The following is a 20,650-nucleotide window of genomic DNA, read 5'->3' on the forward strand; positions in this document are numbered from 1 at the left end:
AATTTCTTATTGGTTGCCCTATAGGCAACTAAAGAAGTGGCTTTGTGCATTCTTACTCACCGCATTCGTTTGTTCACGGTCTGGGGCAAGGTCAATGAGGAAGTTCTGGTTCGCTCTCGCTATCGGTTTGCTATTTGCACTTCCTGGCTTTGCCAGCGTCACGGTGACTAGCCCTGCCGCTAGCTCCACGGTGACCTCTCCGGTTCACTACGTCGCCTCAGCCACGACATCGACCTGCGCCAGCGGCGTCGCGTCCATGGGCATTTACATCAACAACTCGCTCACTTACGTAGTAAATGGCACGTCGCTGAATACAAGTCTTACCTTCGCAAACGGGAGCTATGACACTGTCGTCGAGGAGTGGGACCACTGCGGTGGCGCGTCGTACGTGCACGTGCCGATCACAGTCTCGACGGGCACGAACCCCGGCGGGGGGGCGCCCGGGGTGACAGTTGCAACTCCGGCGCCGAACAGCACGGTGACATCGCCGGTGACTTACCAAGCGACGGCCAGTACGAACACTTGTGCCAGTGGCGTCGCGTCGATGGGCATTTACGTCAACAACAATCTGGTCTATGTCGTGAATGGCTCATCGCTGAACACGCAGCTTTCGCTCGCTCCAGGCGCTGAGCACACAGTGGTCGAAGAATGGGATCACTGCGGAGGCGCCGCTTACACCACGATCAATCTCACCGTTGCGAGCAGCACGACGACGGCTCCGACAGTGACAATCAGTGCGAGCCCTGCCTCGATCAATGCTGGCGCTAGCTCCACTCTGAGTGTCTCCGCCACCAACGCGAGCAGCGTGACCCTGACCGGCTCTGATGGAAGCAGCTACACACTGAGCGGAACCGGCGGCACACAAACGGTCACCCCGAGCACGACGACTACCTACACCGCGGACGCTTCGGGCTCAGGCGGCAGCGCAACTGCCAGCACGACCGTCACAGTGGCGGCGGCCAGCGGGCCGAACCCCATCAATCATGTGATCTTCATGCTGCAAGAGAATCACTCGTTCGATAACTACTTCGGCATGTTGAATCCTTATCGCTCAGCAAACGGATACACCGTGAGTGAGGATGGGCACACGTACACAGTCGATGGCATCGATGACAAATTGAATACAACGAACGTCACGGATGAAGGCGTGTCGATTCCGTTGTTCAAGTTGCGGAGCACCTGTGTGGACGACATGAGTTCGGCATGGCTCGAGAGCTATGGCGATGTGAACCGCTACAACTTCCTCACCTCCCGGCCCATTCTGATGGACGGTTTCGTCCACAACGCGGAAGGCTTCGCCAAGAACTGTAACGCGAGCGGCACCTGCTCGGGTGCGTTCACCGATACGGAAGGTAAGCGCGCAATGGGCTACTACGATCAGGGATTCCTGAACTACGACTACTATATGGCGTCGCAGTTTGCTGTGTCGGATCGCTGGTTCTCACCTGTGTCTAGCAAGAGCATCCCAAATCGCATCGCCACCTTCACGGGCGGCACGACTCAGGGCCTCGTCTTCGATCCCGGCACGAACGATCACCTGCCGCAGCTCGGGATTGAGACGATCTTCCAGGAGCTTGATAACGCAGGTGTGTCGTGGAAGATCTACTACTCCGCAACACAGGGCTTCTGCACTGCGGGGAGCGCGTGCGGTTCTGGCTCGAGTAATTATCCCGCAACAACATTCCTGACCTTCTCGTATGCCAACCGATACTTCTACGCGAACTCGTCCGGCGCGGCTTGCACCGGCACGACGAGAGCGTCAAGCGTGGTGGGTGATACGTCGAACTCCTTCTGCATCGATCCGAATCACATCGCACCGGTTGGGAACTATCTCAATGACGCGAAGAACGGCACATTGCCCAGCTTCAGCTTCATCGAGTCCGGGTCTGGGTTGAATGACGAGCATCCTGGCTCGGGCAATTCGGTGCTCACCGGTCAGTCTGAAGTGGCGAAGCTGGTCAACGCATTGATGACTAGCCCGTCCTGGAAAGACTCGGCCTTCTTCCTCGCCTATGACGAGGGAGGTGGCCCCTACGACCACGTGCCGCCGGTTGCCGGGCACTCCAACGACAAGACCAGCGCATCGTTTGGGACGCTGCCGGACATCTCGAGCATCGCAGTGAATGCCGACAGTTACCAGCCCTGCCTGCCCAGTGGCGGAACACCGACTGTGCACTGCGACCTCACGCCGTCACTCCCCGGCGCACACTCTGGAGATGCAACGACGGCCTACGGTTTCCGCGCTCAACTCGGCTTCCGCGTGCCCAACTTTGTCGTGTCCCCGTTCGCGCGGCGTCACTACGTGTCACACATTCCGATGGATCATACAGCCATCATCCGCTTCGTTGAGAACCGGTTTATCGGCAGCTCTGCACATCTGACTGCACGGGACGCAGCGCAGCCAAACCTGCTGGACTTCTTCGACTTCAACAACGCACCATGGGCGACCCCGCCGACGCCACCCGCGCCGGTTACGCCTGCCTCGCTGGGCTACAACTCCTGCACGCCCGCCAGTTTGTAACTGCTATTTGCACGACTGGCGCTTCAGGCCGGCTCATTGCCGGCCTGTTTCTTTCTGGAGCGTCGGATGTGTGCTGCTCACGAGCACTGCGGCCGAGACAGAGACCTGCGCAGACGGCGAAGGCGTCCCTATAGAACGCTGCAGTTTATTGTGCCTCGGGCCTGTGCGTGGGCCGCCCCGCTCTTGAGCAGGGCGGATTTACTTTCGATTCGGCGGCGGCGGCTGACTCTTTTGTGTCGCGGAGCCAGGTGCGACATCAGCGGCGACGTCTCGAGTAGCCTGAGCGGTCATTCCATGTCGGGGCATGCCACATCCAGGGCACGACTCCGTGATCTTCTTAATCTCCGCCCCACAGCAAGAGCAAAAGGCAGCCATATCCCATCCATCAGCGCTGAAGTACGGCAGCACATACCATCGCAGTTTTCCTGTTATGCGTACCGTTGATCTTTGGATTGCAACGCCTCGGCCGCCGATTCACTTTGTGCTGAAGGGTGCAGTCGTGAGCCCGCTGGAAAGCAGCGTGCCTACTTCCCTGATGGCAGCAACCATCCACGAGTGAGGTAGTCGCTGAGCGTAATCGTAATCAGTATAAGCAGCCAGAAGATGCCCACTGCCGCACTGACCCGCACGAGCTTCGAGTCGAAGAGCACCTCCATGAAGAAGAGCCCGATCAGCGCAGCCTTCGTTGAAGCGATTAGCACCGCGACCGGCAGACTGAGCCCGCCCAGGTCCACAAGTCCGAGCAGTGAGGTCAGCAGCGTGAGGCAGAGAAGGCCACCCCAGGTGAGCAGCAAGGTTCGCGTCCTGGTCTGGTGCATGCTCATTTCAAGTGAGCTCCCGGGATGTAGAAGATGGCGAAGAGAAAGACCCAGACGATATCGATGAAGTGCCAGTACAGACCAGCGACGGAGATGGGCGTGGAATAGTCGCCGTCCAAGGATCCGAAGAAGATGCGGTATCCCAACGTTCCCAGCAGGCCGAGCCCGATCATCATGTGTAGCGCATGCAGGCCGGTCATGATGAAGTAGAAGACGAAGAACATTTGCACGGGGCCAGCCATCTGCCCAGCTTCGTGGAAATTCAGTCCCGGTACCTTCGCATCGCGATAGTGCAGGTAGTACTCGGTAAACTTCATGCCGAGGAAGATGACGCCGAGCAGCATCGTTGTGATCAGCATTCCGAGGCAGCGGATCATACGGCCGACCTTAGCGCTCTCGACCGCAAGCGCCATGGTGAGACTGCTGCAGATCAGCGTGGCCGTATTCACCGCACCGATGAGGTACTCCATCTCGCTGCTTCCCTTCGTAAACTCGGAGGGGTACCAGACGCGATAAACTGTATAGGCCGTGAAGAGTGCTCCGAACAGCAACGCCTCCGTGAGTAGGAAGATCCACATGCCGAATGTGGCGGTGTCACGCTGCTGCTCCGGGTTGTTGAACTGCTCGCGTAAGGCGAGTTGAGGAGTGCTAGCCAAGACCGAGCTCCTCCTTTTGCGCTGCGAAGTCGTAGGCCTTCCAGGTCACCACTGGTGTCGCTTCGAAGTTGTGCTTCGGAGGCGGTGACGGTGTCTTCCATTCAAGGCCTGTTGTGCGCCATGGATTAGCCGGTGCCGGCGCACCGTACTTCCACGACCAGATCAGGTAGAGCAACGGAACCACATAACCGACGCCCAGAATCGATGCGCCTGCCGTGGACAACACGTTCAGGTCATGGAACTCCGGTGGGTAGGCAGCATAGCGACGCGGCATGCCGAGATACCCGAGCACGAATTGGGGGAAGAACGTCAGGTTGAACCCGATGAAGACAGTCAGCGCGCAGAGTTTGGCGATGAACTCCGGATACATCCTGCCGCTGATCTTGGGCCACCAGTAGTGGATGCCTCCAAGGAATGCCATCACGGATCCGCCGACCATGATGTAGTGGAAATGGGCGACCACGAAATACGTATCCGTCACATGCACGTCAAGCCCGAGCGCCGCGAGAAATAGTCCGGTCATACCGCCGATGGTGAACAGTCCCACAAAACCGATGGCGTAGAGCATCGGCGTGGAGAGTTCGATTGAGCCGCGGTACATCGTTGCTGTCCAGTTGAAGACCTTGATTGCGGAAGGCACGGCGACGAAGTAGCTGAGCAATGAGAAGGCCATGCCAGAATACAGCGACATGCCTGCCACAAACATGTGGTGGCCCCAGACCAAAAACGATAGAACCGCGAGCGCGACGCTCGAGTAAGCCACTGCCTTGTAGCCGAACAGCGGCTTGCGAGAGAAGGTCGGAATGATTTCACTGACGACCGCCATCGCTGGCAGCACCATGATGTAGACGGCTGGGTGCGAGTAGAACCAGAAGAGGTGCTGGAAGAGGATTGGATCGCCACCCAGGGCTGGGTCGAAAATACCGACTTTGGCTATGCGTTCAACAGCGACCATAAGCAGGGTGATGGCGAGAACCGGTGTGGCAAGCACCAGAATCACGCTCGTCGCATACATGGACCATATGAAGATGGGTAAGCGGAACCATGTGAGGCCGGGTGCGCGCATGCGGTGCACCGTAGCGATGAAGTTCAGCCCGGTCAGAATCGAAGAAAATCCGTTGATGAAGATGCCGATTGCCGCAGCCGTCACATAGGTGACCGAGTAGGTGGTGCTGAAGGGCGTGTAAAAGGTCCATCCGGTGTCTACGCCTCCGCGCGCCAAGGCGTAGATCGTGACCGTGCCGCCGAGCATGAACAGGTACCAGCTCAGCAGGTTGATGCGGGGAAATGCCAGATCTTTCGCGCCGATCACCAGAGGCAGCATGAAGTTCCCAAGCGTGTTCGGAATGGATGGGATCAGAAAGAACCACACCATAATGATCCCGTGCATGGTGAACAGCTTGTTGTAGGTCTCTGGATCTACGATCAATCCGTTAGGCGTTAGCAGTTGCAGGCGCATCAGTAGCGCAAAGGCGCCGCCTACAAAGAAAAAGAAGGTGATCGAGAAGACATAAAGCAGACCGATGCGCTTGTGGTCGGTGGTCAGCAGCCAGGACAGGATGCCAGTCTCTTCTTCGAGATAGTTCTTCTTCACATGGACCGCAAGCGCTTTCGTCACCATCAGTGCACCCCTGGCTTGATACCGTTCGGCTCCCGCGAACCGGCGGGTGGCGGTTCTGGATCATTCACGTACTCGGGCGAGCCTTGGGTGGCTCCCGTCGTGGGTGGAGCGGTGGGCTCAGAACCGATGGCCTTGATGTAGGCGATGAGCGCGATGACATCGTCCTCGGAGATCTGTCCCTGGTAGGTCGGCATCAGGTCCTGGTAGCCTTCGACAATCTGCGCCTTCGGCTCAAGGATCGACTGTCGCAAGTAGGTGTCATCTGCCTTCACTGCCCCGCCTCCGGCTAGACTGACGGTCTCGCCGTACAACCCGATCAGACTCGGTGCGCGCCCGTGACCCGAGTAGTGGTGGCAGTTGCTGCATGCGTACTGGTGGAAGAGCTTCTCTCCTGTAGAGGCCAGTGAGCCCTCGGCAGCGCCATGATCGAGCCACGCTCGGTATTCCTCGGGGGAGAGCGCGTAGATCCAGCCGGTCATCTGCGAATGGTTGGTGCCGCAGTACTCAGCGCAGAAGAGGTGATAGATGCCGGGCTTGGTCGCACGAAACCAGATCGTTGTGTAGCGCTTCGGCAGAACGTCCTGCTTGATGCGAAACGCGGGCACATAAAAGCTATGAATGACATCTTCCGAGATCATGTCGAGTCGGATGGAACGGCCTACTGGCACATGCAGTGTGTTGATCTCGCGCTGTCCGTCCATATGCTGCAGCTTCCACATCCACTGCTTGGCGACGACGTACACGTCTTCGGCATTGTCGGGTGGCCTTTCAATCTGGAAGTAGAGCTTCACGCCGTAATAGAACATGCCCATGAAGATCAGGAATGGCAGCACGATCCAGGTAACTTCGGCGGGTATGTTCAATGCGGTCTGGGCCGGTAGTTCATTCGGTGAGCGCCGGCGATATCTCCATGCCGAGTAGATAAGGAACGCGGCGATAGCGAACCCGACGGTGCCCGTGATCGCCACCATGACCCAGAAGAACAGGTTGTAGTTCGGGGCGATGGAGCTCTGGAAAACGATGGCGAGCAGCAGCATCAATGTGTCTCCCCAGGGTCCTTCGCACGATAACGGCGCAGGTCGGTACGAAAGAGGAGCGTGAAGCCAATCGCCATGAGAACGAGCGTCAGGATACCGGCCCCGTGCAGTAGGTTGAGCACGGTCGCGCCATACTTACCTGTCGTCGGGTCGTAGTGATAGCAGAACAGAAGCACCTCTGCCACTGGCGAACTGATACGGTGCTCGGATGACTCAACCAGACCGAGACGCAGGTCCTTGGGCTCGTATTCGACACCATAGAAGTAGCGTGACAGCTTGCCCTCAGGCGTAAGCAGCATGATGCCGCTGGCGTGCAGGAACATCTTTGTCGCCGGATCGTAGCGGTAGTGAAAGCCGATAGCATCCGTGAGCGCGTGAATGGATTCCGGTGACCCCGTCAGGAAGTGCCATCCCGCACTGGAGGCGTGGGGGCTGTAGTCCTGAACGTAGAACTGCTGCTTGGCAAGAGCCTCCTGCGGAGTCTCTGCCGGATTGAAGCTGAACGCGACAAACTCAAAGTCTTTACCGGGCTTGAGAGAGAGAGGTCGCAATCCTGCGATGACGCCGCTCAGGATCTGACTGCAGAGCATCGGGCAGGTGTAGTAGACCGGGACCAGCACCACCGGGCGTTTGCCGAAGTAGTCGCGCAGATGAACGGCTCTTCCGTGCTCATCCGTGAATGGCAGGTCGAGCGGGACTGCCGCATTCAGTCGCTGCGTGATGCCGATGTCGTGCAGTTGGCTCGGCAGCCGCGCGGGGCTGGGCGCGCCCGGCTGTGCCATGACCAGCATTGGTGTGCAGAGGACAACGAGCAACAGCCACTTCATCGCGGTTCCACCTGTGCGCGGCTTTCGAATCCCGTCAGCGGATCGCCCTGCCGCGGCATGTAGTAGAGATTCGGCGGAGGTGTCGGTGCCGGTGGAATGCCACGCTGTGCCGTCAACTCGATAGCTCGATCGATTGGGATGTTCACTGTTCCTTTCGTCCGATCTGCCCAGCTATAGGTGTGCAGGGCGTGATCCTCCGCTGCTCGCATTTCTGCCAGATCGTGCGGCGGGTCGCTTTGCAGACGCGGCTCTGGCGGCAGCTGACGGCCATAGGGTGCGGTCATCGCGTAGGGTCCGCGCACGGCGATTGCGCGCTCACGCGCGAAGCGATGAAACATGAGTAACAGGACGAGCCCCGCGGCACAGAGGAACGCGCCGATAGCAACTCCCGTCCACACCACGCCTTTGGCGTTGATGTCAGTGTGTTCGTAGCGGACTGTGTCCCGCTTCAGTTCCATGACGCGCCTCGCAAGCTCACCCGCCCTCGCTCGAGATCAGGCTGCATGCTTCAAAGCCTCCTTAAGATTGACCGCATGTTCCGGCAGCAACGGCCGCTGCCGCAGCTGCCAAAGAAATCCGCCGACCCAGAGACATCCAAAGCCCAAGGGCAGCACGAACTGCAACCAGTGCAGTTGCAGTCCCTGTGGATAGAGGTCGGGCATGACGACCCAGTACAGATTGACCAGCCGCATCACAAGCAGCAGTGCCACTACTCCGGTCAACAGGCCCGGCTTCTGCTTCAGGTTCTTCGAGAGCAGCAGCAGGAAGGGCACGATGAACTCAAGCAGGATCAGAGCGGCGCCGACTGCCTTCCACGATCCATGCCAACGCGCGAGATACCATGGAATCTCGCCCTTCAGATTGCCAGACCACACGATCAGTAACTGCGAAAAGGCAAAATAGGCCCAGAGCATCACAAACATGAGCAGGAGCTTGCCCAGGTCCGAGACGATCTTTGGGCTGGCGAAGCGCTGGAGCGGGCTGAAGCGGGCCAGTAGTGCGATCGAGCAGATCGCCAGGCTGATCGCCGTCATCCCCTCCCCCGCAACAAACAGGAAGCCCCACATCGTGGAGTACCAGTCGCTGAAGATCGACTCCGCCCAGTCCACGGATGAGAAGGTGACGGTGAACACGTAGAGGATCAGTCCGATGGGGCTGATGCGCTCAAACTTCTCCTGCTGACTTCCCTGTTCGTCCTCGCGTACCGACCAGCGATTCAGGATGTAGGTTAGCCCAATCCAGATGGCAAAGTAGAGCACCGCGCGGATGGTAAAGAAAGGGGCATTCATGTAGCCGGCGCGATGGCGAAGCACATCGTCAGCCGCCACAATCTGCGGATGTGACCAGGGATAGAGCGCATGCAAACCGAAGAGGAGTGGCACGAAAAGAACGGCAAGACCCGGAAGAGTACGCGTGGCCGCCTCGAAGATACGGCGTGTGACGACGCCCCAGGCTCCGCCAGTCATGTATTGCGTCATGAGCAGCCCGAGGGAACCGAGCGCGATGCCGAGGAAGAACAGGTAACTGACCAGATAGGAGCGGAAGAACTGTGCAGAGTTGAAGAGTCCGCCGATGCCCGCAAGTACCGCAAGGATGACGCCAGCCAGCAAGGCACGCCGCTCCCACAGACGCACTTGCTGCGTCAGCTCGGCACCGGGATCGAAGCGGTGGCTCATCGCACCTGCTCCAAGGCGGCGCGGTTCGCCGGCGGCACATCGGCTACGGTGGCGTTCCGGCTCAGTTGCAGCGCCCGGACATACGCAACAATCGCCCACCGATCCGATACATCAATCTGATTTTGGTAGCTCATCATGGCGCCGTATCCATGCGTGATGACCTGGAAGAGATAGCCTGGAGGCGCCTGGCGCAGGCGATCGCTGTGCAGGTTGGCCGGCCACTTCACGCCGCGGCGCGTGATCATGCCGTTGCCGTCACCGATGCGGCTGTGGCAAGGGCTGCAGTAGATGTTATAGCGCTCTTCCCCACGCAGCAGAACACCACGCGTCACCGGGACCGGGATTGTCTGCAGAAACTCGCCGTGCATCTCTCCGGTGTGGACCGGGTTCAAGAGGTCTAGTTCATCGCGAGCCACGGTGCCGGCCGGGACGGGCCGGGCGGAGCGGCCATTGGTGAAAAAGCGGCTCGCCTGCAGAGGCTGGTAGCGCGGCTGGTCCTGCATGTCGCGGCGACAGCCGCAGACCGCTGCAATCAGCAGAATGGACGCAAGCCCTGCTGCCCATTGATCGATTGCGCCGCTGTGCTGACCCTGTTTCAATTCAGTCACTCCTGATCGATCGTCCAGACGTTGAGAGAGCCGCGATCGACGAGTTGCCGGCGCGTCTGCTCGGCGGAGAAGAGCGGATCTGCCGCTTCGATACACAAGAAGAACCGATCGGAAGAGGCTCGCGCGAACCGCTTCAGGTTGAACACCGGGTGATGGAGCAGCGGCAATCCGGCAAGCCAGAGCGTGCCGAAGAAAGCCGCCAAGGCGGCAAACAGCACAGACAGCTCGAACATGATGGGGACAAAGGCGGGCCAACTGTTGAGAGGGCGTCCGCCGATGTTGGTTGGGTAGTCGATAACGGCTACGTAGAACTGCAGCGCCCATGCGGTAATGCAGCCGAGCACGCCGGCGGCCAGCACCATCTTCGGGATCGGATCTGTGCCAGGCACAATTTCATCCAGTTCCTTGAGCGGGTACGGCCCGTACACCTCGAAGCGCCGATACCCGTACTCGCGCAGGGAGCGCGCAGCCTGCACGACCTGATCCGGCGAATCGAATTCGCCGGCCATTCCGTAGATGGGGATCTCGATCACTTCTCGCTCCCACCACCCGGCTTCGAATAAGGCAGCAGCTCACGAACTTCAAAGATCGAGATCATGGGCAGGAACCGCACAAACAGCATGAAGCAGGTGACAAACAGCCCGACCGATCCGATCAGCAAGGCGTTGTCCCAGAAGGTCGCGACGAAATTCGCCCACGATGAGGGCAGGTAATCCCGGTGCAGTGACGTGACCACGATCATGTACCGCTCGAGCCACATGCCGTAGAGCACGACCGCGGCAACGGCGAACAGCCGCTTCGGGTTCAGCCGGACGCTGCGGAACCAGAGAGCCTGAGGGATGAGGACATTGCAGAGCAGGGTGCCCCAGTACGTCCAGGCGTGCGGACCGATGAGGCGGTTGTGCACCATCGCCATCTCGTACGGGTCGCCACCATACCAGGCAGTGAACGGCTCGATGACATAGGTGTAGGCGAGGATCAACCCCGTCGTCAGCATCATCTTGGCACAGTTATTGAGGTGGCGCTCAGTGATCAGGTTCTTGAGTCCGTAGACACTGCGCAGCGGGATGGCCAAAATCAGTACCATCGCGAATCCGGAGTAGATGGCGCCTGCCACAAAATATGGCGGGAAGATGGTCGAGTGCCACCCGGGCAGGATAGCGATCGTAAAATCGAAGCTGACCACCGTGTGTACCGAGAGTACGAGTGGTGTTGCCAGACCGGCAAGCAGCAGAGATGCCTTCTCGTGCCAACGCCAGTGACGTGATGCACCACGCCAGCCGAGCGAAAGAACGCCGTAGAACGCATAGCCAGTGCGACTCTTGGCGCGGTCGCGCAAGCTGGCGAGATCCGGAACCATGCCGAGATACCAGAACACCAGCGAAACGATGGCGTAGGTTGACACCGCAAAGACGTCCCACACCAGCGGGCTGCGAAACTGTGGCTGGATGTTCATCGTGTTCGGGTACGGCAGAAGCCAGTACAGCAGCCAGGGTCGGCCGAGGTGAAACACGGGAAACAGCCCGGCGCAGAGCACGGCGAAGATGGTCATTGCTTCTGCGAAGCGGTTGATGGAGTTGCGCCACCCCTGGTTGAGCAGCAGCAGGATCGCAGAGATGAGCGTGCCCGCGTGGCCGATGCCGATCCACCAGACAAAATCAGCGATGGCGTATCCCCAGGCGACCGGCACCTGGATACCGAAGATACCCACCCCGCGGTAAAACAGCCATGTGACCGACACAAAGAACAATATGGTGCCGATGACGCCGGTACCGAAGGTGACATACCAGAACACGGGCACCTTCCGAGTCAGCACGATCGATGTGATCTGGTCAGTGACCGAGCGGAAGGTCTGCCCCGCGGCAATGACGGGCAGCGTCGTTCCCGGCTCGGTGGGCCGTTGCGCTTCCTCTTGCAATGCCTGCGTGGTGGTCACGGCTCAGCCCTTCCTGATCTCGGGATTGGGATTGTCGAGTTCTGCCGTATAGGTGGTACGCGGACGCGTGTTGAGTTCGGCCAGCAGCGCGTAATCGAGCTTCTCTGCTTTCCGCGCAAGCACCTCGCTTCCCGTCTGGTTCAGATCGCCGAAGACGATCGCCCGTGTCGGGCACGCTTGCTGGCACGCAGTCTGCACTTCACCATCGTGGATCGATCGGTCGTCGACTTGCGCGCGTATCTCCGCCTCACGAATGCGTTGCACGCAGTAGGTGCACTTCTCCATAACTCCGCGGCTACGCACCGTCACGTCTGGATTGCGCTGCAGCTTGATCGATTCGGTCGTCCAGTCCTGGAACAGCACGAAATTGAATCGCCTGACTTTGTAAGGACAGTTATTGGAGCAATAGCGCGTTCCTACGCAGCGGTTGTAGACCATGTCGTTCAGGCCATCCACGCTGTGCTGTGTTGCCTGCACAGGACAGACAAGTTCGCACGGCGCGTCCTCGCATTGCATGCAGGGTACCGGCTGGTAGTACGCCTTCGGATTTGCCGGGTCACCCTCGTAGTAGGTATCCACGCGCAGCCAGTGCATGGCGCGCCGCTTCAGCACCTGGTCCTTGCCGACAACGGGAATGTTGTTCTCTGCCTGGCATGCCACCACGCACGCGTTGCAATTTACACACCGTGTCAGGTCGATGGACATGCCCCAGGCCCGACCTTCGTACTTCCACTTGGGATAGAGACTGAGCGCTTCCGACGGTGTCTTCGATTTCTTCTTCGCGAACTCGGGCTCGTGCCGGTAGTGCTCCACGCTGCTGTGCAGCACAATGTCTCGACCCTCCATAGTCTGCTGCAACTGCGTGGTCGCGAGTGGAAAGTCAACGTCCAGCTTTCGTAGCGTGACACCAGAACCGGACCACATCTGGTCCGAGTAGCGTAGGGGATACACATCGAAACCGGCGCCGTTTCCCGCACGACCCACGCTCCATCGTCCCCAGCCGAGGTGCACGGTCGCCGACTCATCCGGATGCCCGGGCAGCACCCAGATATCGCCCTCGACACTCTGGTCGCGATAGCGAAGCGCAACGCGATTCTGGCTGATCAGCCCCAGCCGTTTTGCAGTCGCCGGGCTGAGGTAGACAGCGTTATCCCACGTCAGCTTGGTCATCGGCTGCGGCAACTCTTGCAGCCAAGCATTGTTCGCATAGCGCCCGTCATAGAGATACGGATCCGCACGAAAGACGAGTTCCAGACCATTCACCACAGCCGGCGATGCAGTTGGCAGAGTGCTGATCTTCCATGCGGGTGTGATCGGCGGGAACGCCGTCTGCGGCACCATGCCATCGTGCAGCGCCTGGCGCCACCAGGACTCGAAGTCACTCGCGTTCGCCTGAGTCTTCCAGTAAGCGCGGACGATATCGTGACCAGAACGAGCAATAGGCGAGGTGAGCACGAGATCCAACACCTCGAGCTGCGACCGGCTCTCGTAGAGTGGCTCGATCATCGGCTGCAGCAGAGTCACCGTGCCATCGAACGCGCGCGCGTCCCCCCAGGTCTCCAGGAAGTGAGACTCGGGGGGACTCCACGTGCACTCCGCTGATGTTTCATCGTGGTGTTGAGTGACGTGAATCGACATCGCGACCTTGTGCAGGCGATCGCCAAACTTGAGATCGACAGGCGCGTCATACGCCGGATTGCCGCCAAGTATCAACAGGACGCTCACGGCACCGCGCTCCATGTCAGCGACGAGCGTGCGGATGGAAGCAATCTGATCGACCGGCTCAACCTCAATGGGGGCCGTGTACAGAACAGTTCTTCCGGCGTTGTCGAGCTTGCGGTTAATTGCGTGCGCCAGTGTGTGGACGGCCGCCGACTGATGCGAGCCGGCGATCACGATGGACGATCCGCTATGCGCGGCGAGATCGTGCGCCACCGCGGCGCACCAGGCCTGATGCGGTGTGGCGGAGTCAGCGCTGACTCCCTCGACTCCGAGCACGGCAGCGATCTGGCGCGCAACCTGCTCCACCTCCGCATACCGCACCGGCACACGATGATCCGCCTTGCCGCCGGTCGGGGTCATGGTGCTCTCGGCGACGTAGAGCCGATTCATATCCAGCCGGTCGCCCTGCACGCGTCGTTCGGCAAAGTCGTGCGCATAGCGGGTGGAGCGGTCGCCACACGCAAGGAAATCCGAGTCGAGCGACAGCACCACATCGGCCTTGCGGAAATTGTGAAGAGTATTCATCGGCTGGCCGAAGGCCGCTAGCGCGCTCTGGTAGGCGGAGTGCTCGCCAGCGGGCTCATACTGATGCCATTGCGCAGCGGGGAGTGCGTGCAGGACTGCGCGGATTTGCGCAGCCAGCACTGGTGAGGTGACCGCTCCGGTGAGGATGCGGAACCCTGCGCCATGTGCAGGCTGCAGCTGGCGTAGAGCTTGTGCAAACGCGAAGGCGAAGTTATCCCAGCTCTCCTCGTTCGCCTGGTGACGGATATTCTTCGCGCGATCCGGATCGTACAAATCCAGCACCGACGCCTGCGCGTGGACGGAGGTCGCGCCCAGGCTTGCCGGGTGATCTGGATTGCCTTCGATCTTTGTGGGCCGGCCAAGATGCGTCTCGACCAGCACGCCCTGTGCGGAGCCCGGCCCCGGAACGGCAGTCGCGTAGTACTTGGCAACGCCGGGTGTGATGTGCTCCGGTGCATCGACATACGGCAGAATCTTTTCAACGGGCTGACGCGTGCAGCCCATCAGCCCCGCGAGGCCAAACGATGCGGCACTCAGTTGCAGAAAACGGCGGCGATCAACCGTGCCGAGCAGCTCGCCATCGTCGTGCGGCTCAGGAAGAGGGTCGGCACCCGCGACCTGGGCCTGCCATTCCTCGAGGCTGCGCCACTGCGCCGCGTGCGATTGACGGGGCTGCAGCGGATTCGGTCCGTCGCTTAGCGATGACATGTAGAGCAGCTCGTCAGTCGTTGGATGTGGTACTCGCGCACGAGCTTTGCGCCCAGGCGCTTCTGGTCGGCCGGCTCGGTATACGTCATATCGAAGACAGCCTCTCGCGGCCGCACATATTTCTCAGGATGACGGTGACAATTGAGACACCAGCCCATGGTGAGTGGTGCAGATTGCCAGGTAAGTGGCATCTGGTCAACGCGGCCATGGCAGGTCTCGCACCCGACACCCTTGTGCACATGAATCGCATGGTTGAAGTAGACATAGCCGGGCAGATCGTCGACTCTAATCCATTCGAGAGAGCGGCCCGTGCGATAGCTCTGCCGTACCGGCTCGAGCACAGGCGCAACGGCCCACATCTGCGAGTGGCAGTTCATGCAGACCTTGGTGGGCGGAACGTTTGCGAAGGAGGAGCGCTCGACGGAGGTGTGGCAATAGCGGCAGTCGATGCCCAGCCCACCCACGTGATGCTTATGGCTAAACGGGACCGGCTGCTGGCGCGGCACGTCCTGCATAGTCTCGTACGGCGAGCGCACTATCATCCAACCCACCCACATCGTGACGCCGAGTCCTGCAACGACGAGCAGCAGCGATAACCGGATAATGGAGTTCGCTGCTCTAGGAAAAAACTGCGGCATGGGCTCCAGGTCCCGGCAGATCTCAGGCACTGCTCCGGAGGAACAGCTTTGTTCTCTGCGTGACTGCGGCTTCCGAAGGAACGTGCGTGGCGCACGCGCAAGGGCAATGCCGCCACACGATTATCTGAGTGGCGTCTCCAGGAAACTTTGAATTTCGTTGATGCCCCACTTAGTAGATGCTTGTGAAAGTTTCGTGAGATGGCTTCCGGATCATCAAATGTAACTTTGCGCGATGAGTACAGAAGAATCACATGGTGCTCACTCTTTCAGCTTCAGCGCGGTCTGCCAATCCTCGGCCGAACGCTTCCCGGCATGGACCCAGCCGTAACGCATACAAAGCGAGCCCACGATGCCGCACCATGCAGCAAGGCGACGCAGTCTTCGTCGCCTCGGTCGCACGGCGGCGAGCAGACGCAAGCTGAGAGCGATGGGTCCGGAGAGCACACCGGCCGTCTGAATCAGCACACCGCTCGAGTTTCGTTTCGCGGGGAGCACGTCGCGGTCGTGCGTACGCAGGAGATCGATTCCCTCCCACGACTCAAAGGCGACACTCAACAGTCCCAGCGCATTCAGAGCAGAACTCGTGCTGCTGCCGGTCAACTCGAGCACCCCGACGGCGGACTGTAGGCCGGACATGCCGAACTCACGCGGCAGAGAGTGCATCCTGTTGTTCCATACCGGAATGACCGTCGTGGCAAGCAGCACGCCGGTGTAGTTGTGGAAAGGCATGCCGAACAGCACGCTCCCAATGCGACCGGTACCGCGCATGAGACTCAACACCCAATGCGGCCCGGTCCATCGCTCGAGGATGTCCGCAGTTGCGGACGCACCAGCAAAGATCGAGAACGCAGAGAGCACCCAGGAGCCGACCGACATCGTGCTCTGCGGCTTGAACACGCGAAGCATGTGGAGGAACCGCGCAGGGCGGCCAAGATCCATCACCAGCAGCGCGGAAGAGAGGGCAGCGCCGCCGACGGCGAGCAATCGAGCTCGCTTCGCCAGCTCTCGATCGCCGCCGAGCAGATCAGCCAGCGAGCCGATAACGCCGAGCGCACCCGAAGCACCGCCAAGAAAAAAATAGAATGGGATTAGTTGCGTCCACTGCGGCTCCTTTAAGAGCGGCTGCTGGTAGTAGCCGGTTTCGGGGGATGCAATGGGCAGCGGCGATCCTGCGGGACGAATGCCCGGAAGCGCCACGCGCCCTTTCTCCTCTGCTTGCTTCCGTATGGCGTCCAGCCTGCGCTCGCGTCCATCCGCCTCGATAGTCGGCCCTGCCGCTGCTCCGCTCATGCCCGTCTCCCCTCGGAGTTGCGCCACACCAGGAACGATGCCGCGACGCCCGCGACCATCGCTGCTGCCTCCCATGCGGCGGACTTCCATGCAGCGCGCAGATAGACGGTCGGCACCTCGGGCTGCGGTGGCAGGTTGTAAGTCTCGGGCTCGCCACGGATCAGGAACAGCGCATGAATGCCGCGCACGCTGGTGTTCGTTGGGTCATAGAGCTGCGCGTCATCCATCCCACGGTCGTGCAGGATTTCCAACCGGCGGCCTGCCTCGGCGCGGATGTTATCCAGCGTGCCGAACTTGATCGACTCCGTGGGACACGCCTTGGCGCATGCGGGGACAAGACCAGCTTTTTGGCGATCCGTGCAGAAGGTGCATTTAAACGCGCGCCCGTCGTCCTCATTCTTCTGCACGACACCGAACGGGCAGGAGACCACACAGTACGCACAGCCGTTACAGATATCTGGCTGGAGAAAGACGCCGCCGAATTCGGTACGCACCAGAGCGCCCGTCGGGCATGCCTCCAGACATCCTGCCACCTCGCAGTGCTTGCAGACGTCGGACGAGAACTCCCAGGAGACATGTTTCGCCGCATTGCCACCAACGCCGGGCTCGGGTGTACCCTCGACGAATTTCACATGGCGCCAGCTCGAGTGGCCCAAGGCCATCGTGTTGTCATAGGAGAGCCCAGAGAACTCCATGACGTCGGCATCGATCCCATTCCACTCCTTGCAGGCCACCTCGCACGCCTTGCAGCCGATGCAAAGCGTGGAGTCAGTCAGGAAGGCAGTCGTCTCGCCCGGCGCAATGCCCGTGTGCTCCAGATGCGCGCTCATGCCCGCTCCTTCTTCAACCGCTCGAATTCTTCGAGCGCGGCTTTCCCTGCCTTACGCCGCCCCTTCACCACGTTGCACACCAGGCTTTTCGTCTCCATGATGCGCACGTTTGGCTCCTCCGAGATGACCAGCAAATCGTTCACCACATCGCCCTTCGCCATGCCCTTCCAGCCCCAGTGATACGGCAGCCCGACCTGGTGGACTGTTCTGCCGTCGATCTGCAGCGGCAGCATGCGCGCTGTGACCAGCGCCCGTGCGGAGACCAGACCGCGCGGCGTGTACAACGTGACCCAGTCACGATGCTCGACGTTAAGTATCTGAGCCAGTTCAGGCGAGATCTCCGTGAAGAGCTCTGGCTGCAGTTCAGCCAGATGGCTGAGCCCGCGCGACATGCCGCCGGCCGTGTGGTGCTCGGTGAGCCGATAGGTCGTCAACACGTACGGATACCGCGGATCGTCTGGCGACTTGGCGTACGGATTGCTCGGACGCTCCTTCTTGTCTGCCGGCGGATTGTCCTGGTGCGCGGGATAGAGCTGGTTGCGTACCGGCGACTCGAGCGGTTCGAAGTGCGCAGGCAGCGGACCATCCTTCAGGCCGCTGCTGACGAAGAGCCAGCCCCTTCCATCCGGATGCATGCCAAACGGCTTGTCCCCGTCGAGCGCCTCAAGGCCGCCCTTCTCCGGCTCGGCCTTGTGATCGGGAGGCATCGTCTTTTTGAAATCGCTGTTGTCCAGGCCGGTCCAGCTGCCCTTTTCCGCGTCCCACCACAGCAGCTTCTTGCGTTCGCTCCAGGGCGTGCCATCCGGCTTCGCCGAGGCACGGTTATAGAGGATGCGCACGTCCTTGGGCCACGAGAACCCCCAGCCGTGTCCCAGTTCGTCCTTCGACTCGCGCATGTTCGCCATGTTTTTGCCGGACTGGGGCATCATGCCGCTGTAGATCCAGCAGCCGCACGCGGTCGAGCCATCCGGCTTCAGCTCCTCGTAGTCCTTCAACAGCTGCTTGCTTTGCCACTTGTAGCCGTTGATCTCTGCGACCACTGCCTCTGCATTTGGCTCGGCAATCCGGCCATGCGTCGGCAGATCCCAGGTGAGTGCATTCATCGCTGCATTCCGCGGCGTCTGCTCACGAGCAGCTTTCTGCTTCAGCAACTGACCGAGATGGTAGGTGAACCAGGTCTCGCTGCGGGCATCACCGGGCGGCTCGATCGCCTGGTTGTGCCACTGCAGCAGCCGCTGCGTGTTGGTGAAGCTGCCGCTCTTCTCTGCCTGACCAGCAGCCGGCATCAGGAACACTTCCGTGCCGATCTTTGTCGGGTCGAGTTCGCCTCGCTCGACTTCCGGAGAATCCTTCCAGAACGACGCGGTCTCCGTCTCGACCATGTCGCGCACGACCATCCACTTCAGGTTTTTGAGCGCGGAGCGCTGCAGCCTTCCGTTCGGCGCGCCTACGGCCGGATTCTGGCCCATCACGAACAGGCCGTCCAGCTTGCCGTCCTCCATGTCGAGCCAGTAGCCAAGCTCCGAGTGATCGCCGGTCACGCGGGGCAGGAAGTGGAAGCCCCAATCGTTGTCGGCCGTGGCCGCATCGCCATACCAGGCCCGCAGCAAGCTGACAAAGTAGGACTCGAAGTTCGACCAGACACCCGCGACGGTCTTGTGCTTGTTGACGAACTTCTCGAGTGTCGTTGAGTCATCCTCGAAGAAGGGCATCGGCATGTAGCCGGGAAGGATGTCGTAGAGAGTCGGGATATCGGTCGAGCCCTGTATCGAGGCGTGCCCACGCAGCGCGAGAATGCCGCCACCAGGCCGGCCCATGTTTCCGAGCAGCAGTTGCAGGATCGCTGCTGAGCGAATGATCTGCACACCAGTCGAATGCTGCGTCCAGCCCACCGCGTAGCAGATGCACGCCGTCTTATCCGGACCCGAGGCTGCTGCCAGCGTCTCCGCCAACTCAAGGAAGACGTGCTTCGGCACACCGCAGGACTGCTCGATCAGCTCCGGCGTATACCGCGCGAAGTGCCGTCGCAGGACCTGGAAGACGCAGCGCGGGTTCTGCAGCGTCTCGTCCGTGATGTATTGATGGGTGTTCCCCGCCTCGCCGCCACGATCTTTGGCGTGGCCGCCGCCCGCTGGATTGTGGCCAGTGGTGTGCGGCTCCTTTGGTGTAGAGCCCTCATAGAGCCAGGTCTCCGGGCTGTACATCTTCTTCTCCGCGTCCCACCCGGAGAAGAGCCCGTCACCATCCTCGCTGTCGCGATAGTCCTCACGCAGGATGGTCGAAGCGTTTGTGTAGTGGAGGACGTACTCCTTGAAGTAGCGCTCGTTCTCGAGCATGTAGCGGATCAATCCGCCCAGCAGCAGGATATCCGTGCCGGCACGCAGGGGCACCCACATATCCGCACTTGCCGAGGTCCGCGTAAATCGCGGATCCACATGGATGACCTTGCAGCCGCGTTCCCGCGCTTCGACCACCCACTGAAAGCCAACCGGATGCTGCTCCGCCATCGAGGAGCCAATGATCATGATGGCGTCAGAGTCAGCGAGTGACTGCTGTGCCGTCGTCGCGCCGCCGCGTCCCACCGAGGTACCCAGACCGGGCACCGTTGAGCTGTGTCATATTCGGGCTTGATTGCTGACGCAGACCATCCCGAGCCCACCTGTGAACAGCTTCTTCAGCAGGTAGTTCTCCTCGTTGTCGAGCGTCGCGCCGCCGAGATGAGCCAGGGCCTTCGTCTGCATGAGCGAGTGGCCCTCTTCAGTCTCCTGGAAGCTGCGCTCGCGCGTGTCCCAGACGCGGTCGGCAATCATCTGCATCGCCTTATCCAGTTCCAGATCTTCCCACTCGGTCGCGAAGGGGCGCCGGTAGCGCACCTTCGTCAGGCGGCCTGGATGAGTATGCAATTGGTAGGTATTCGCGCCCTTGGGACAGAGGTGACCTCGAGAGATTGGCGACTTGGGGTCGCCCTCGATCGAGACCAGCTTTCCTTCTTTGTGATAGACCAGCTGACCGCAGCCGACGGCGCAATAGGGACAGATCGAATGTGCAACCTCGCAGCCGTCTGTCTTCGGTTTCAGATCTCGAGTTCGGTCGCTCCAGGATTCAGAACCGTTTCCATTCGCTCCAGTTCGCAGTTGGCGAACGAGCGGCCAGCGAGCAAGTAGCTCCCCAAGCATCCGCATCTCCATCTGTGGGAGCGTTCTCTCTCCCAACATTGTTCTGATGCACGACCAATCG

Annotated in this window: 16 protein-coding genes; 1 reads left to right on the forward strand and 15 read right to left on the reverse strand. The window is 60.3% G+C overall.

What is annotated here, in order from left to right; translation table 11 throughout:
- The first annotated feature begins 190 nt into the window (after window positions 1–190).
- Window positions 191–2,521 (forward strand): alkaline phosphatase family protein, encoded by a 2,331-nt coding sequence (locus tag AC5IJH_RS07600; RefSeq protein WP_491902210.1) that lies wholly within the window; start codon window positions 191–193, stop codon window positions 2,519–2,521.
- A 524-nt stretch (window positions 2,522–3,045) separates the two neighbouring features.
- Here the strand turns inward: AC5IJH_RS07600 and AC5IJH_RS07605 are convergent.
- From AC5IJH_RS07605 to fdh, 15 genes are all read right to left on the reverse strand, one after another.
- On the reverse strand, window positions 3,046–3,339 hold the full coding sequence (locus tag AC5IJH_RS07605) for a cytochrome C oxidase subunit IV family protein (protein WP_491902211.1): 294 nt from the start codon (window positions 3,337–3,339) through the stop codon (window positions 3,046–3,048).
- Window positions 3,340–3,341: 2 nt separating this feature from the next.
- A complete protein-coding gene (locus AC5IJH_RS07610) occupies window positions 3,342–3,995 on the reverse strand; it encodes a cytochrome c oxidase subunit 3 (RefSeq protein WP_491902212.1) in 654 nt (217 codons plus the stop codon).
- Window positions 3,988–5,616 carry a cytochrome c oxidase subunit I gene (ctaD, locus tag AC5IJH_RS07615; protein WP_491902213.1) on the reverse strand — a complete coding sequence of 543 codons (1,629 nt, stop codon included), beginning with the start codon at window positions 5,614–5,616 and terminating at the stop codon, window positions 3,988–3,990. Before ctaD ends, AC5IJH_RS07610 begins: the two co-directional genes overlap by 8 nt.
- Window positions 5,616–6,653, reverse strand: coding sequence for a cytochrome c oxidase subunit II (gene coxB, locus AC5IJH_RS07620; RefSeq protein WP_491902214.1), 1,038 nt, complete (start codon window positions 6,651–6,653; stop codon window positions 5,616–5,618). Before coxB ends, ctaD begins: the two co-directional genes overlap by 1 nt.
- Complete coding sequence (locus AC5IJH_RS07625) at window positions 6,653–7,480, reverse strand: SCO family protein (protein ID WP_491902215.1); 828 nt, start codon at window positions 7,478–7,480, stop codon at window positions 6,653–6,655. The genes coxB and AC5IJH_RS07625 overlap by 1 nt, the downstream gene beginning before the upstream one ends.
- Window positions 7,477–7,938, reverse strand: a complete 462-nt coding sequence (locus tag AC5IJH_RS07630) for a hypothetical protein (protein ID WP_491902216.1) — start codon at window positions 7,936–7,938, stop codon at window positions 7,477–7,479. Before AC5IJH_RS07630 ends, AC5IJH_RS07625 begins: the two co-directional genes overlap by 4 nt.
- A 36-nt stretch (window positions 7,939–7,974) precedes the next feature.
- Window positions 7,975–9,156: a hypothetical protein gene (locus tag AC5IJH_RS07635; RefSeq protein ID WP_491902217.1), complete on the reverse strand. Its 1,182-nt coding sequence runs from the start codon at window positions 9,154–9,156 to the stop codon at window positions 7,975–7,977.
- On the reverse strand, window positions 9,153–9,755 hold the full coding sequence (locus AC5IJH_RS07640; protein WP_491902218.1) for a c-type cytochrome: 603 nt from the start codon (window positions 9,753–9,755) through the stop codon (window positions 9,153–9,155). The genes AC5IJH_RS07635 and AC5IJH_RS07640 overlap by 4 nt, the downstream gene beginning before the upstream one ends.
- Before the next feature lie 5 nt (window positions 9,756–9,760).
- A complete protein-coding gene (locus AC5IJH_RS07645) occupies window positions 9,761–10,297 on the reverse strand; it encodes a DUF3341 domain-containing protein (RefSeq protein ID WP_491902219.1) in 537 nt (178 codons plus the stop codon).
- Complete coding sequence (gene nrfD, locus AC5IJH_RS07650; RefSeq protein WP_491902220.1) at window positions 10,294–11,700, reverse strand: NrfD/PsrC family molybdoenzyme membrane anchor subunit; 1,407 nt, start codon at window positions 11,698–11,700, stop codon at window positions 10,294–10,296. The genes AC5IJH_RS07645 and nrfD (AC5IJH_RS07650) overlap by 4 nt, the downstream gene beginning before the upstream one ends.
- Window positions 11,701–11,703: 3 nt before the next feature.
- On the reverse strand, window positions 11,704–14,655 hold the full coding sequence (locus tag AC5IJH_RS07655; protein WP_491902221.1) for a 4Fe-4S dicluster domain-containing protein: 2,952 nt from the start codon (window positions 14,653–14,655) through the stop codon (window positions 11,704–11,706).
- Entirely contained in the window at window positions 14,643–15,293 is a 651-nt protein-coding gene (locus tag AC5IJH_RS07660; protein WP_491902222.1) for a cytochrome c3 family protein, read from the reverse strand. The genes AC5IJH_RS07655 and AC5IJH_RS07660 overlap by 13 nt, the downstream gene beginning before the upstream one ends.
- Before the next feature lie 258 nt (window positions 15,294–15,551).
- On the reverse strand, window positions 15,552–16,583 hold the full coding sequence (gene nrfD, locus AC5IJH_RS07665) for an NrfD/PsrC family molybdoenzyme membrane anchor subunit (protein WP_491902223.1): 1,032 nt from the start codon (window positions 16,581–16,583) through the stop codon (window positions 15,552–15,554).
- Window positions 16,580–17,413, reverse strand: a complete 834-nt coding sequence (locus tag AC5IJH_RS07670) for a 4Fe-4S dicluster domain-containing protein (protein WP_491902224.1) — start codon at window positions 17,411–17,413, stop codon at window positions 16,580–16,582. The genes nrfD (AC5IJH_RS07665) and AC5IJH_RS07670 overlap by 4 nt, the downstream gene beginning before the upstream one ends.
- Complete coding sequence (gene fdh, locus AC5IJH_RS07675) at window positions 17,410–20,601, reverse strand: formate dehydrogenase (RefSeq protein WP_491902225.1); 3,192 nt, start codon at window positions 20,599–20,601, stop codon at window positions 17,410–17,412. The genes AC5IJH_RS07670 and fdh overlap by 4 nt, the downstream gene beginning before the upstream one ends.
- Window positions 20,602–20,650: the final 49 nt, after the last annotated feature.

The organism is Candidatus Dedyshia acidiphila (assembly GCF_051025295.1).
In the GTDB taxonomy this organism is placed as follows: Bacteria; Acidobacteriota; Terriglobia; order Terriglobales; family Acidobacteriaceae; genus KBS-83.